Raw genomic sequence first — 13,800 nt, 5'->3', positions numbered from 1 at the left:
CTTACGTCATTCCCGCGAACGTGTGCCCGGATGGGTAGGCGGGAATCCATGCCTTAATCTTCACGCTCTTTTACTCTTGCGAACCGCAACGCCGCGCCTCCCGCCCGGAAGCGCGGCACACAAGGAAGGCCATGTACGGATTGGTGCTCGCCGGGGGGCAATCCTCCCGGCTCGGACAGGACAAGACCCATGTGGTCCACGAAGGGCGGACCCTGCTGGTGCGCTCGGCGGAGCTGCTGCGGCGGCACATGCCGGAAGTCTACGTCTCCTGCCGCCACCCGGAGCGGGTTCCGGCGCCGTGGCCCGTCATCGTCGACGAGACGGAACGCATCGGCCCGGCCGGCGGGATCATGACGGCCCTGAAACGGCTGGGCGGTCCGGTCTTCGCGCTGGCCTGCGACCTGCCCTTCATGGAGGACAGCTTCGTCACCCGCCTGCTGAAAGCCAGGGAGACGCGCCCCGCGGGGGCCCTTGTCACGGCCTGGCGCCTCATGGACTCGGACTTCTTCGAGAATCTCGTCGCCATCTACGAACCGGGGGCCCTGCCGCTTCTGGAGACGGGTGTGCGCGACGGCCATTACAAGCTCGGCCGTCTCATCCCGGCCGAACAGCGTCACTGCCTGAGCTATACGGAGGAGGAAAGGCGTTTCTTCTTCAACGTCAATTATCCCGACGATCTGCGGCTCCTGCGCGACACGCCGGACCGCCCCTAGCTGCCTGAAAAACCCGGAATTCGCCGGCCCTTCAAACATGGCGCGATGCACGGACGCAAAAAAAGCCAGACCGCGCATGTATCCGAAAGTACACTGCGCGTCCTGGATTTTTCGCTGACGCGGAAGATCCCGTTTTGGGACGGCTGCTAGCGCCGCCTGAACAGGAGCATTCCCACTCCCGGCACGTCGAGGCGCACGGCGCCGCCTTCCATGAACCCCTCGATGACGGCCCCGTCACGGGTGTGCACCCGCAGGCCGCCAGGCGTCACCGACCAGGAAAACGGCAGCACCTCGCCTTCGATCTCCCACTTCCCGCTCCCGTCATCGGCCAGGGTCATGACCGCGGCGACCTTCCCTCCGGGCCCGTGATGCAGGGCCTCGTAGCGGCCGTCCAGCTCCGCCCGGTTCGAACAGGCCAGGCACAGCGCGAGCATCAGCCACACCATCTTCTTCATCACAGTCCAAGCTCCTCGGGTTTGACCATGAACAGGCGATCCATATGCACCAGCCGGTCGTAACGGTAAACGTGAACCGACATGCCGAGCCAGACGAGGTCCCGCAGCACCGTCCACCAGGAAATGGCCTCGCCCACGCTCTGGAAACAGCCGCAGTTGATGGGCGTGTCCTGGAGCAGGGCCACGACGACGGCCACGGTGAACATGGCCAGCATGCCGGAGATGATCAGGCTCGCGGCCCGCACCCGCACCCCGGCCAGCAGAAAGAGGCCGCTGACGAGTTCGAGCCACGGCATGAACACGGCCAGCGGGTTGACCAGCCAGTGCGGCACGATGAGATAGCCGGCGATGTTGTCGGCGAACTCCGCCGGAAAATTGATCTTGTACAGACTGGCGTAGATGAAGACCCCCGCCAGGTAGAGGCGCAGGATCAGGGCCAGGCCGGGATGCGTCAGCAGGTTCAGGATGCGCCGGGTCATTTCGCCCCTCCGTACAGATCGCGGGGCCGGACGTCCGTGACGATGAAGACCCGCTCGTGGTCGCGGCCCAGGAATCTGCGGGCGACCGTGAGGTCGTAGCGCCTGCTGACGCTGCGGCCGAAGACCACGATGGGCCGCTGCGGGTCCTCGGACGCCATTTGCATCATGTAGACCAGATCGAAGAGTTGCGCCGGGACGTTGACGGCGCCGGGAGCGGTTTCCCGCTCGAAGAACTCGCGCGGCCGCGCGTCCACCAAAAGGGCGTCCTCGTCGGCCACGAGGGCCAGGGCCCTTTCCTTGGAGATGGACTCGACCACGACCCCGGGCGGCTCCACCAGGGGGATGCCGCGGGGGTTGTGCGTGTTGAAGGCCAGGGCCAGGCCGAGGCCCAGCAGCAGGATGAGCAGAAAATCGACGGCCCGCACGCGTTCGAGGCTTTGGGCCTTGCTGTGCACCACCGACGCGATGCGCCGGCCGGCGGCCTCGAGCACGCTGATGCGGTCCCGGGCGCGGGTCAGTTCGGCGATGGTGGCGCGCAGTTCCTCATTCTGGCGCGCCAGGTCCGCGTTCAGGGCGCTGATGGTGGCGAAGGAATCGGCGTTCTTGAGATGCATGACACCCTGGGAGACGAAGGCCTGCAAAAGTTCGTCCTCGGCTTCCGTCGTGGGGTCGAGACTTCGCCCCAGCAGCAGGACGCCGTAGAGGTTTTCGCGCAGCATGAAGATGAAGGCGCGGTCCGGCGCAAAGCCTAGGGGCAGTTCCGACACGGCCTCAAGCCGCTCCACGGGTTCGACCCGCAGGGGTTCGAGGTGCTTCTCTCGGGCCCCGGCCAGGCACAGGAAGAAAAGGCGATCTATCTCCGCCGCGCTCAGCCGAGGCTGTTCCGCTCCCCCCTTGGCGCTCGTCAGGGTTGCGCCCGTCCCCCGGTCGTGAAGGACCAGAACCCCACGCGGGCGGACGAAATGTCCGAGGATGGTCAGCAGCAGGGAATCCATGACCTCGGCCATGTCCACGCGAATGATCTCACGGGAGAGCTCGCGCAGGGCGCTCAGGTGGAAGATCTGGCGGTCGAGGGTATCGTTGCGCTTGGTCAGTTCGGCGTTGAGCAGTTCGACGCGGGCAGCGAAGAGCGAGAAACGCAGGCTGGTCTGGAAAAGGGTGCCCAGGCCGGACACGAGCTGGCGGTCGTTCTCGTCGTAGGGCCGCCCGGCCAGATTGGCTTCCAGGCCCAGGACGCCGTCCTTGCCTTCGTCCAGGGGGCAGACCAGAAGCAGTTCGCAGCGCCCGGGGCAGAGCTCTCCCTGCAGCGAGGGCACAAAATACGGCGCGCTGCGCTCCCCTTCCAGGGCGTCGAGATGGCTGCGCAGCACCGCGGCGTATTCGGGGGTGAGATTTCTGGAGAGGCTGGAATGGGCCAGCAGCTCGAACCCGCCCGCCCCGAGAATGGCCGCGAAAGAGCCGCGCGCCCCGACCCCGCCCTGAGCCGAGAGCGCGAAGGATTCAAGGATCTTGTGCGGATACCTGACCCCGCTCAGTTCCGCGGCCGTATCCGAAAGGATTCTGAACTGGTACCTGGCGCGGTCTATGTCGCCTTCCGGCCGGGAAGCGCCTGTCATGGCCTACCCCTTGTCGAGCAGAGCCTTGATCTGCTGGTAGAGGCCATCGACGTCCTCGACGATGCCCAGATGGGTGTAAAGGACCTCGCCGCCGGGCCTGCAGATGATGGTGAAGGGCGTCAGGGGCTCGCCCAGCACCTTGTGCGCCGCGTAGTCGGGGTCGCTGACGATGGGGAAAAGGTACTGCCCCGTGGAGGCCAGCTGCCGAATCTCGGCGTCGTTCCCGCCGGCTGCCAGGGCCAACATGGCCACGCGCCCCTTGGTCTTGCCCTTGCTCAGGCGGTTGAAAAGCGACTTGAAGCCCGGCGACTGCTTGACGCACTGGGGGCAATAAACGCCGATGACCTCGATGAAGACGAGTTCGCCCGGCAGGTCGGCCAGGGTGAAGGAAGTCTTGCCCTGCACCCCGAGCATTTCCTGACCGGCCTGGTCCTGGGGCACGGGCAGGGTCAGGGCGGGCATGGTCTGACCGACTTCAGGCGGGGCGGCCAGGGCGGCGGCCGGAAAGGCCAGCAGCAGGCAGAAAATCAGGCGGATGAAGACGGTCATGTTCACTCCTTGCGGTTGGCGGGGCCGGGATGCGCTAGGCGCAGGCCTGGTCCAGGGTGTCGAAGATCTGCACCATGCGGCTCAGGCCCACGATGCCGAAAACCTTGCGGAAGTTCTCGGAAAGCCCGGCCATGACGATCTCCATGCCGTCCTTCTCGCTCTCCAGGACCAACTGGGTCAGGATGGCGATCCCCGCGCCGTTGACCGAGGTGTTGGGGTCGAAATGCAGCACCATGCGCCCGCTCCCCGCCTCCCTGGCCTTGGTGTAGGCTTCGCGCAGGTAGGGCTCGCTGTGGGAACTGACGCTGCCCTGGATCTCGACCACCAGCGCCCGGCCATGGGGCCTGGTGCGGACCTCGTTCTGCCGGCTCTTGGCCAGCTTGAGGCGCTCGCGGGCGCGGGACAGGCCCTGTTCCAGGCTCTGGCGTTGGATGGGCTTGTTGATGAAGTCCGCGGCGTCGAGGTTCAGGGCCTGGATGGCCAGGTCCATGTCGCCGTGTCCCGTGATGACGATGACCTCCGTGGCGGGCGACCGCCGCTTGATCTCCTGCAGGACCTCGATGCCGTCCATGCCCGGCATCTTGATGTCCGTCAGGACAATGTCCGGCCGCTCGCGTTCGAAGACGTCGAGGCCCTCCTCGCCCGATTCCGCCGTCAGGATGTCGAATCCGTAGACGTCCAGAAAAAGCCGGAACATTTTGAGGGTCGCCTTCTCGTCGTCGATAACCAGAATTTTTTCTTGGGTCATTCGGGTATCCTGCTGGTTTGGGCCGGGAGCGGCTGCGGCCGGCCTGCTTTTGGTTCGGGCGTCTGAAGCCCCTCGGCGCACGGGAAGCTGAGCACGAACGTCGTACCCTCTCCCGGCCGACTGTCAATGGTGATGGTGCCACCGTAGTCGCGGACGATGCCATAGGTGATGGCCAGGCCGAGGCCCATGCCCTTGCCGGTCTGTTTCGTGGTGAAGAAGGGTTCGAAGATCTTGTTGCGCACCGAATCCTCGATGCCCGGCCCGTTGTCCGAGAAGGACGCGTAGACCCTGCCGTCGCGGGCGTAGGTGCGCACGAGGATGTCGCCCCACATGCCGGGCTCGGACTCCATCTTCTCCTGGATGGCGTCGCGCGCGTTGTTGAGCAGGTTGAAGAAAACCTGCTGCAGGCGGTTGTTGTGCCCCTTAATGACGGGCAGGTCGTCGCCGAGTTCCAGGCGGATGGTGATGCGCTGGATGGAGAACTGGCGGCCGATGATGGACAGCACGCCGCGGATGGGCTCATTCATGTCCACCCGCTCCATGACCAGGCCCGACTTCTTGCCGAAGGCGCGCAGGTTGTTGATGATGTCCGTGGCCCGGTCCACCTGCTGGCTGATTTCCGTGGCCATGTCCCTGATCTGGGACACGCTGACCTCGCGATTCTGTTCGATGAGCAGGTTCAGGTACTCGCTGCCCATCTTGATGGCGTTGAGGGGCTGGTTGATCTCGTGGGCGATGCCCGCGCTCATCTCGCCCAGGGTCTTCATCTTGGCGGCCTGCACCAGTTGCGCGTCCTTCTCCATCATCTCGGTGATGTCCGTCACGGCCACGATCATGGCCCGCTTGCCACCGTAACTGATGGGGCAGGCGTGCATGTTGACGTAGAAGGGCCGCTCGCCCTTCTTGTAGTGCAGGACCTTCGGGTAATAGACGCAGCCGGTGTTGGAACGGCCGTCCTCCAGGTAGGACAGGCACTCCTTGACCTGCTCGTGGCCGAGCCTGGTGAAGGACAGCCCAAGAAGTTCGTCCTTGGCGTACTCGTACAGTTCCTCGGTGCGCGGGTTGGCGTCGAGGATGAGCTCCGTGTCGCAGTCCACGACGAAAATGGGGTCGGGGCCGGAGTCGAACAGGGAGCGGTACTTCATCTCCGATTCCTGCAGGCGCTTGCGGTAGAGCCGGATGGACCAGACCATGCTCATGAAGGAATCGGCCAGCTGGATGACCTCGTCGCCCTCGCGCTTGCGGTAGAAGAGGCAGGTGGCGCAGACCTGCCCCGTCTTGCCCTCGGCCTTGCGCGACTTGCGGCCCTGCTCGTCGAAATGCCAGCACGGCATGTTCGTGTCCTTGTAGGCCGGACAGTTGGTCACGGCCCAGTCCAGGCCCTCGCCCAGGTCCAGATGCACGTCGAAATTGCCGCGGCTCAACTCGTCGGAGATGTTGGTCAGCCGTGAGATGGGGCTCGTGATGTAGCGCGAGATGCGGTGGCTGACATAGAAGATGATGATGATGACGGCCGAGATGAAGCCCAAGAACATGAACCTGAGCTTGGCCACGAGCTTGTCGATGTGCTCCTTGCTCAGACCCACGTGCACGGTGCCGATGCGGTACAGGCCCTCGTTCATGGGTACGGCTATGTCGTAGGACGTCAGGGCGCCCACGGCCACGAGGCGCACGCTGTGCACGCTGCCCTCGGCGATGGGGTTGGCGGTGCTCAGGGGCTCCGGAAAGGGCACGGTGAAGGTGTGGGACAGGACCTGCCCGCCCCGGTCCAGAACGAAGATGTAGTTGATGAGGTGCTGGCGTTCCCGCAGGCGCGCCTCGTCGAAGATGAGGTTCAGAAGTTCCGGGTAGTTCTTGTCCAGGACCAGCCCGCCGCCGCGCTCGGCGATGGAGTGGGCCACCGCCACGCCGCGCTGCTCCAGTTCCTTGGTCAGGCCGGAGATGAGGATCCATCGGGCCAGCAGGGCGATGGTCACGCTGATGATGAGGATGACAGCCAGGATGGAGACGAAGATCTTGTTCTTGAGAGAAATGCGCGCATAGGGCTTCATGGTCTGGCCTCCCCGCGAAGCTCGGCCCAGTTGTCGAGCAGGAGGAAGCGCCCCTCGTGCAGGCGGGTGAAGTAGACCTTGTCCATGCCCTGATGGTCGACGGGGCCGAAGGACAGCGTCACGTCCCCGCCCAGGGAGAAGTCCGTCATGGAGGCGATGGCCGCCTGGAACGACTCCCGGGTCAGGTCACGCCCCGCCCGCCTGAGCCCCTCCACCAGCACCTTGGCGTTGATGTAGCCCTCGAAGCCCACGAAGTTCGGTTCCTCGCCGGGGTAGTGCTCGTCCAGCAGCCGTACGAACTCCCCGGCGCTTTCGGCCACGGTGCCGTCGCGGCGGATGGGCGGCGGCACGACCTGCGACATGACCACGTTGACGCCGTTGGTCTCGGTCTGCAGCAGATTCCTGGACAGCTCCTTGGCGCCGACGAAGGACACCATGTAGAAGATGGGCGAAAATCCGGTATCCAGGGACCTGCGGATGAAATTCGCACACGGGTCCGACGTGCCGATCATGACCACGGCCTCGGCCCCGGATTCGCGGATGCGTTCCAGACCCTCGCGGATGTCGTGGGTGCCGCGAATGTAGCTGCCCCTGGCCACGGGTTCGAGGCCGAAACGCTTCAGGGCCAACTCCGTGCCGGTCAGGCCGTCGAAGCCGTAGGCGTCGTACTGGTAGAAGACGGCGATGCGCGTGAGCTTGAGGTCCTGGACCATGTGCTCCACCGCCGCGCTGGTCTCCTGGTAATAGGAGGCCCGCACGTTGATGAGGTAGGGCATGAAGGGCTCGCGCAGGGCGTTGGCGCCGGTGAACATGCCCAGGAGCGGGATCTGGGCTTCCTCCACCAGGGGCAGAGTTTTGACCGTCGTCGGCGTGCCGACGTAGCAGAACAGACCGAAGACCTTGTCCTCGATGAGGAAGCGCTGGGTGTTGTCCAGACATTTTGGAGGATCGTAGGAATCGTCGCGGGTGATGATGCGGATGGTCCGTCCATGCACGCCGCCCTGCTCGTTGACATACTTGATGTAGCTCATGGCCCCACGCAGGGTTTCCTGGCCGAGATAGGCGGCATGGCCCTGCAGGGGCAGGGAGGAGCCGAAGGTCACTTCCGTGTCGGTCACTCCCGAAGCCACCGGGGCGAGAGGGATCTGCACTTCGGCCTCCTGGCATGACCCAAGGGCGAAAGCGCACAGGACGAGCAAAACGATGTGTAGCCGATGGTGCACGAGAGCCTCCTGATGAATTACGATTCGTGCCTGGAACGGACTACCTGAAAAGTATGACATGCGCCACTGTGCGAAGGACGGTTGCGCTGGGGGCCCAAAAGCACTACCCTGTGCCAAAGCATGAATTCATACCCAAAGGGAGGGACGAATTATGCCTTTTTGGACATAATGAAATCCAGTCACACCAAGACTAAACGAGATCTGGGTAGAAGAGCAGAAACACCATATTACCCAAACTTTTGCACAGGATTTTTATAAAATGGATTTTCAAACATTTGAAAATTTGATTAAAAATGAAAATTCAGCAAGAAAATACCTGTTGCAATTTTGCTGGAAAAACCATCAGCGTATCTGCCCCAAATGCCGCAGCCGAAAATTGTACACCCTGCAGGGCGGCAGACGCCGCTGCGCGCGCTGCGCCTATACCTTTCACGACTTCAGCCAGCGTTTCCTCAACAACGGAAACCTCTCCCCCAGGCAGTGGCTCAGGCTGATCAAGCTTTTCGAGCTTGAGGTCCCAACGGGGCGCATGGCCGAACAGCTGGGCGTCACCTACAACACGGCCTACAAGGCCGTGACGACTCTGCGCATGGCCATCCTGGCCCATTCCCTGGACGCGCGACTCATCGTCCGTTCCATCGAGGGGCTGGGCTTCTCCAAGTCGGGCAAATTCCATCTGGACATGAGCACCCGGGGCGGGCGCATGCCCGTCTTCGGCATCGTCGAGCGCGGCACCCATGTCTTCGCCGACCTCATCCCCGAGCTCGACGGTGACAGCATCGTCCACTTCAAGATGAACTTCCACCTCAAGACCGCGAGCCTGGGCAAGATCATCTACACCGACCGTTTCAAGCAGTACGCGGCCCTGCTGACGGGCGGCAGCCAGCTGTCCTCCATCTACAACATCCGCCATGCCGACAAGGGCCTCCACATCGACTCGTCCAAGGGCTTCTGGTCCTTCTCCAAGGAGTGGTTCCGCCGCCTCAAGGGCATCTCGCCCAGAAACTTCCCGCTCTACATCAAAGAGTTGGAATTCCGCTACAACCACAAGAACGAGGACATTTTCCCCATCCTGGCCGAGTACCTCTGCGCCATGGTGCCGGACTTTGAGGAATAAGCATCTTCTTGCAACTTCTTCGATTTTTCCTTCTTAGCTCAAATCATGGAAAAATCGGAAACCGTATCGAAAGTTTGCCCATCCGGAGCGAGAAATTACGGGCAGTCCCCCAGCTGGGACATGATGCCCTTCTCGGGTCTGGGCTTCGATCTCCAGGCGGTTCTGACCGCCAGGACGGTGGTGAGGATCGTGGGCTCCATGAAGAAGCCCGCCGTCGCCCCACGCCTCGATACGCCGTTTCCGTCTGGCCGCCGGCTTTTGATAAGCCTTGGCCGTGAAATTCGTGGCAGGTAACACCAGAAACATTGTCAGGAGGAACTGCATGAAACTGGGAAGAAGAGAATTCGTCAAACTCACTGCCGCGGCCACCGCGGTCACGGCCTTCGGAGGCCTGGGGTTTGATCTGGCGCCGACCAAGGCCCACGCGCAGCTCATGAGCCTGCGCAAAGGCAAGGAAACCACCTCGGTCTGCTGCTACTGCTCGGTAGGCTGCGGTCTCATCGTCACCACCGACGAAAAGACGGGACGCGCCATCAACATCGAAGGTGACCCCGACCATCCCATCAGCGAAGGCGCACTGTGCGCCAAGGGCGCCGCCCACTTCCAGCTGGCGGAAAACCCCAAACGCATCACCAAGGTCCAGTACCGCGCCCCCGGCAGCGACAAGTGGGAAGAGAAGAGCTGGGATTGGGCCATCACGGAAATCGCCAAGCGCGTCAAAAAGGTCCGCGACGAGTCCTTCACCGTCAAGAACGCCAAGGACCAGGTCGTCAACCGCACCGAAGGCCTGGCCTCCGTCGGCTCGGCAGCCATGGACAACGAGGAGTGCTGGATCTACCAGTCCTTCCTCCGCAGTCTGGGGCTGACATACATAGAGCACCAAGCACGTATTTGACACAGCGCAACTGTTGCGGCTCTGGCAGAGTCGTTCGGACGCGGCGCGATGACCAACCACTGGATCGATTTCAAGAACAGTGATTGCATTCTTATCATGGGCAGCAACGCTGCCGAAAACCACCCCGTTTGCTGGAAGTGGGTGAACAGGGCGCAGGAAGCGGGCGGAACCGTCATCCACGTCGACCCGCGTTACACCCGCACCTCCTCCAAGGCTGACCTGTACGTCCCCCTGCGCTCCGGCTCCGACATCGGTGTCCTGGGCGGCATGATCAAGTACATTCTGGACAATGACCTGATCCAGAAGGAATACGTTCTCCAGTACACCAATGCCTCTTTCATCGTCGGCAAGGATTTCAGCTTCAAGGACGGCCTGTTCTCCGGCTTCGACGAGGCCGGACGCAAGTACGACAAGAAGTCCTGGGCTTTCGAGATGGACGAGAACGGCGTTCCCAAGCGGGACATGACCCTGAAGGACCCCCGCTGCGTGTACCAGCTCCTGAAGGCCCACTACGACCGCTACGACACCAAGAAAGTGTCCTCCATCTCCGGCACGCCCGAAGACAAGCTGCTGGCCCTGTACAAGGCCTACACGGCCACGGGCAAGCCCGACAAGGCCGGCACCATCCTCTACGCCATGGGCTGGACCCAGCACACCGTCGGCGTGCAGAACATCCGCGCCATGAGCATGATCCAGCTGCTGCTGGGCAACATGGGCGTGGCCGGCGGCGGCGTGAACGCACTGCGCGGCGAATCCAACGTCCAGGGTTCCACGGACCAGGCCCTGCTCTTCCACATCATTCCCGGCTACCTGCCGACCCCCAGAGCCAACCAGACCGTCTACGACGACTACCTGAAGGGCATCACCCCGGTCAGCAAGGACCCCAAGAGCGTCAACTGGAAGCAGCACCAGCCCAAGTACATGACCAGCCTGCTCAAGGCCCTCTACAAGGACGCCGAGCCGGCCAAGTCCTACGAATGGCTGCCCAAGCTGGATGAAGGCCAGAACGCCTCCTGGCTGGTCCTCTTCGACAAGATGCTCAAGGGCCAGTTCAAGGGCTTCTTCGCCTGGGGCATGAACCCGGCCGCCAGTGGCGCGGACTCCAACAAGACCCGCGAAGCCCTGGCCAAACTGGACTGGATGGTCAACGTCAACATCTTCGAGAACGAGACCGGCTCCTTCTGGAAGGGCCCGGGCGTCGATCCCAAGAAGATCAAGACCGAAGTCTTCTTCCTGCCCTGCTGCGTATCGGTGGAAAAGGAAGGCTCCATCTCCAACTCCGGCCGCTGGATGCAGTGGCGCTACGCCGGCCCGAAGCCCATGGGCGACACGAAGCCGGACGGCGACATCATCTATGAACTGGCGCTGAAGATCCGCGAACTCTACAAGAAGGACAAGGGCGCCTTCCCCGACCCGATCCTCGGCCTGAACGTCGACGACTGGGGCGACGGGCACGCCTTCGACCCGCACAAGACGGCCAAGCTCATCAACGGCTACTTCCTGAAGGACACGACCATCAAGGGACCCGACGGCAAGGAAACCGTGTACAAGGCCGGCAGCCAGCTGCCGAGCTTCCTGATCATGCAGGCCGACGGCTCGACATGCTCCGGCAACTGGATCTACGCCGGTTCCTACACGGACAAAGGCAACATGGCCGCCCGCCGCGACAAGACCCAGACGCCCGAACAGGAAAAGATCGGCCTCTACCCGAACTGGACCTGGTCCTGGCCGGTCAACCGCCGCATCATCTACAACCGCGCCAGCGTTGACCTCGAAGGCAAGCCCTGGGCACCGAACAAGCCCGTCCTGGCCTGGGACGCCGCCAACAAGAAGTGGCTCATCGACGTGGTCGACGGCGGCGGCGACGCCGGCGCCAAGCACCCGTTCATCATGCAGCAGCACGGCATGGGCGCCCTCTACGGCCCCGGCCTGAACGACGGCCCCTTCCCCGAATACTACGAGCCGCTGGAATGCCCGGTCACCGAGCATCCCTTCTCCAAGACGCTCAACAACCCCACGGCCCTGCTGTTCGCCGACGAGGCCCACAAGCGCACGACCTGCGACCCGCGCTTCCCCTTTGTCTGCACGACCTACCGTGTCACCGAACACTGGCAGACGGGCGTTCTGACCCGTTGGCTGCCCTGGCTGACGGAAGCCCAGCCGCAGATGTTCTGCGAAATGAGCGAAGAATTGGCTGAACTCAAAGGCATCAAGAACGGCGAGAAGGTCATCCTGGAGAACCCCCGCGGTCAGCTCTGGGCCATCGCCATCGTGACCAAGCGCTTCAAGCCCTTCGAGGTCATGGGCAATCCGGTCCACGTGGTCGGCATTCCCTGGCACTTCGGCTGGGTCTGGCCCAAGGACGGCGGAGACGCCGCCAACCTGCTCACCCCGGCCGTCGGCGACCCGAATACCGGCATCCCGGAAAGCAAGGCCTTCATGGTCAACGTGAAGAAAGCGTAAGGAGTCGATATGTCAGGAAAATCATTCTTCGTCGATCTGACCAAGTGTACGGCCTGCCGCGGCTGCCAGATAGCCTGCAAGCAGTGGAACAAGCTCCCGGCCGAGGAGACCAGAAACCACGGGTCCCATCAGAACCCCATGGACGTCTCGGCCATCACCTACAAGACCGTGCATATGAAGGAAGTCGCCGACGACAAGGGCTTCATGGCCGCCTGGCTGTTCTTCCCGGAACAGTGCCGGCACTGCACCGAACCCCCGTGCAAGATGACCGCCGACGCCTACGACGACAAGGCCATCATCCATGACGAGGCCACCGGCGCCGTCATCTTCACGGAAAGAACCAAGGATCTCCCGGATTTCGACGAAATCCGCGAGGCCTGCCCCTACAACATCCCGCGCCAGAACGCGGAAACCAAGGTCATGACCAAGTGCACCATGTGCCTTGACCGCGTGCAGAACGGCCTGAAGCCCGCCTGCGTGCAGTCATGCCCCACCGGAACCATGAACTTCGGAGATCGGGACGAAATGCTGGCCCTGGCCGAAAAACGGCTGGCCGAAGTGCAGAAGAAATACCCGGACGCGGTGTTGGGCGACGCCGAGTCCACCAGGGTCATCTATCTGTACCAGGCAGACCCCAAGTCGTACCACCCTTACGCGGTGGCCGACGCGGAGATACCCGGCCTTTTGGACCGCAAGGCCATGTTCGCCAAGCTGTTCGGCTCGAGATCCAGAAGCAAGGCCTAAGGGCCCTCCTCCATCGGAAGGCCGGGAAGACGGCTTCCCGGCCACTTCTTCCAATAAGGCCCGCCCCCGCATCACGGGGGCGGGCCTTTACGTTTCCCCTGCCACGATCGCGCCCAGTCACCTGCGCCCGTGCAGCCCAAAACCGCAACAAAACAACCAGCCGAAACCGAGCGATTCAGAAATCGATCCAAGCCTCGCGGCCGGCAATACGCCGTCATTGCCTTGAAGAAGGGCGCACATACCGTAACGATCCAATATAAATCGATTAACGACTATCCTGACGGATACGCGTACGCGCAAACGATCACGGGCTCTTCCGCGGTATTGCACAGGAATGTCGGAGGACGCAGAAAATTATTTTTTCATTTATTCGTCAAAATTTATCAATTTATAAGAAAAATCAAAAAGGATACAAAGATTGTCATACATGTATGACGCATGAATTTTTATACTTACGCACGACGTAGTACAAAAAATATTATTCCCGTATGTCACTAACGTATGACTCAACATTTTTTTATTTTATTATTGCATATAATATTTTCTATGTTATAATAAATACAAAATGTATTGAACTGAATGAATGCAAAAAAATTGACACGACATGATGCGATCGACTCGACGACCTGATCTGTTCGAAATTTTCAACCACGTCCCAGACGGCAACACGGTAATGGCATGTCGCACGAGCGAATCCTCGCTTCGCTTCCAAAAAATTCAAGCCGACCTACCGACCGAACCGCGAAC

At 62.0% G+C, this 13,800-nt stretch carries 11 protein-coding genes; 4 read left to right on the top strand and 7 right to left on the bottom strand.

Features of this window, described 5'->3' with window-relative positions:
• The first annotated feature begins 131 nt into the window (after positions 1–131).
• Positions 132–713 (top strand): molybdenum cofactor guanylyltransferase, encoded by a 582-nt coding sequence (gene mobA / locus ACYQ3G_RS08785; RefSeq protein ID WP_459824930.1) that lies wholly within the window; start codon positions 132–134, stop codon positions 711–713.
• A gap of 146 nt (positions 714–859) precedes the next feature.
• Here mobA and ACYQ3G_RS08780 read toward each other — a convergent pair whose 3' ends face one another.
• Genes ACYQ3G_RS08780 through ACYQ3G_RS08750 form a run of 7 tightly spaced genes read right to left on the bottom strand, consistent with a single transcriptional unit; the run spans position 860 to position 7,834 of the window.
• Positions 860–1,168, bottom strand: a complete 309-nt coding sequence (locus ACYQ3G_RS08780; RefSeq protein ID WP_459824927.1) for a hypothetical protein — start codon at positions 1,166–1,168, stop codon at positions 860–862.
• On the bottom strand, positions 1,168–1,647 hold the full coding sequence (locus ACYQ3G_RS08775; RefSeq protein WP_459824924.1) for a MauE/DoxX family redox-associated membrane protein: 480 nt from the start codon (positions 1,645–1,647) through the stop codon (positions 1,168–1,170). Before ACYQ3G_RS08775 ends, ACYQ3G_RS08780 begins: the two co-directional genes overlap by 1 nt.
• Positions 1,644–3,263, bottom strand: a complete 1,620-nt coding sequence (locus ACYQ3G_RS08770) for a rhodanese-like domain-containing protein (protein ID WP_459824921.1) — start codon at positions 3,261–3,263, stop codon at positions 1,644–1,646. The genes ACYQ3G_RS08775 and ACYQ3G_RS08770 overlap by 4 nt, the downstream gene beginning before the upstream one ends.
• 3 nt (positions 3,264–3,266) lie before the next feature.
• Complete coding sequence (locus tag ACYQ3G_RS08765; RefSeq protein WP_459824917.1) at positions 3,267–3,812, bottom strand: peroxiredoxin family protein; 546 nt, start codon at positions 3,810–3,812, stop codon at positions 3,267–3,269.
• Between the two features lie 34 nt (positions 3,813–3,846).
• A complete protein-coding gene (locus ACYQ3G_RS08760; RefSeq protein ID WP_459824915.1) occupies positions 3,847–4,560 on the bottom strand; it encodes an STAS domain-containing protein in 714 nt (237 codons plus the stop codon).
• Complete coding sequence (locus ACYQ3G_RS08755; protein WP_459824913.1) at positions 4,557–6,611, bottom strand: ATP-binding protein; 2,055 nt, start codon at positions 6,609–6,611, stop codon at positions 4,557–4,559. Before ACYQ3G_RS08755 ends, ACYQ3G_RS08760 begins: the two co-directional genes overlap by 4 nt.
• Positions 6,608–7,834: an ABC transporter substrate-binding protein gene (locus tag ACYQ3G_RS08750; protein WP_459824910.1), complete on the bottom strand. Its 1,227-nt coding sequence runs from the start codon at positions 7,832–7,834 to the stop codon at positions 6,608–6,610. The genes ACYQ3G_RS08755 and ACYQ3G_RS08750 overlap by 4 nt, the downstream gene beginning before the upstream one ends.
• A gap of 259 nt (positions 7,835–8,093) precedes the next feature.
• Between ACYQ3G_RS08750 and ACYQ3G_RS08745 the strand changes: the two genes are divergently transcribed.
• The 3 genes from ACYQ3G_RS08745 to ACYQ3G_RS08735 all read left to right on the top strand — a co-directional run bounded on the left by ACYQ3G_RS08745 (position 8,094) and on the right by ACYQ3G_RS08735 (position 13,053).
• Positions 8,094–8,951 (top strand): transposase, encoded by an 858-nt coding sequence (locus ACYQ3G_RS08745; protein WP_459824907.1) that lies wholly within the window; start codon positions 8,094–8,096, stop codon positions 8,949–8,951.
• A 322-nt stretch (positions 8,952–9,273) separates the two neighbouring features.
• Positions 9,274–12,309, top strand: coding sequence for a formate dehydrogenase-N subunit alpha (fdnG, locus tag ACYQ3G_RS08740; protein ID WP_459824905.1), 3,036 nt, complete (start codon positions 9,274–9,276; stop codon positions 12,307–12,309).
• Positions 12,310–12,318: 9 nt separating this feature from the next.
• On the top strand, positions 12,319–13,053 hold the full coding sequence (locus ACYQ3G_RS08735; RefSeq protein WP_028578555.1) for a 4Fe-4S dicluster domain-containing protein: 735 nt from the start codon (positions 12,319–12,321) through the stop codon (positions 13,051–13,053).
• Positions 13,054–13,800 lie beyond the last annotated feature (747 nt).

The organism is Desulfomicrobium salsuginis (assembly GCF_054657795.1).
This window is presented reverse-complemented; position numbering and strand designations above follow the sequence as displayed.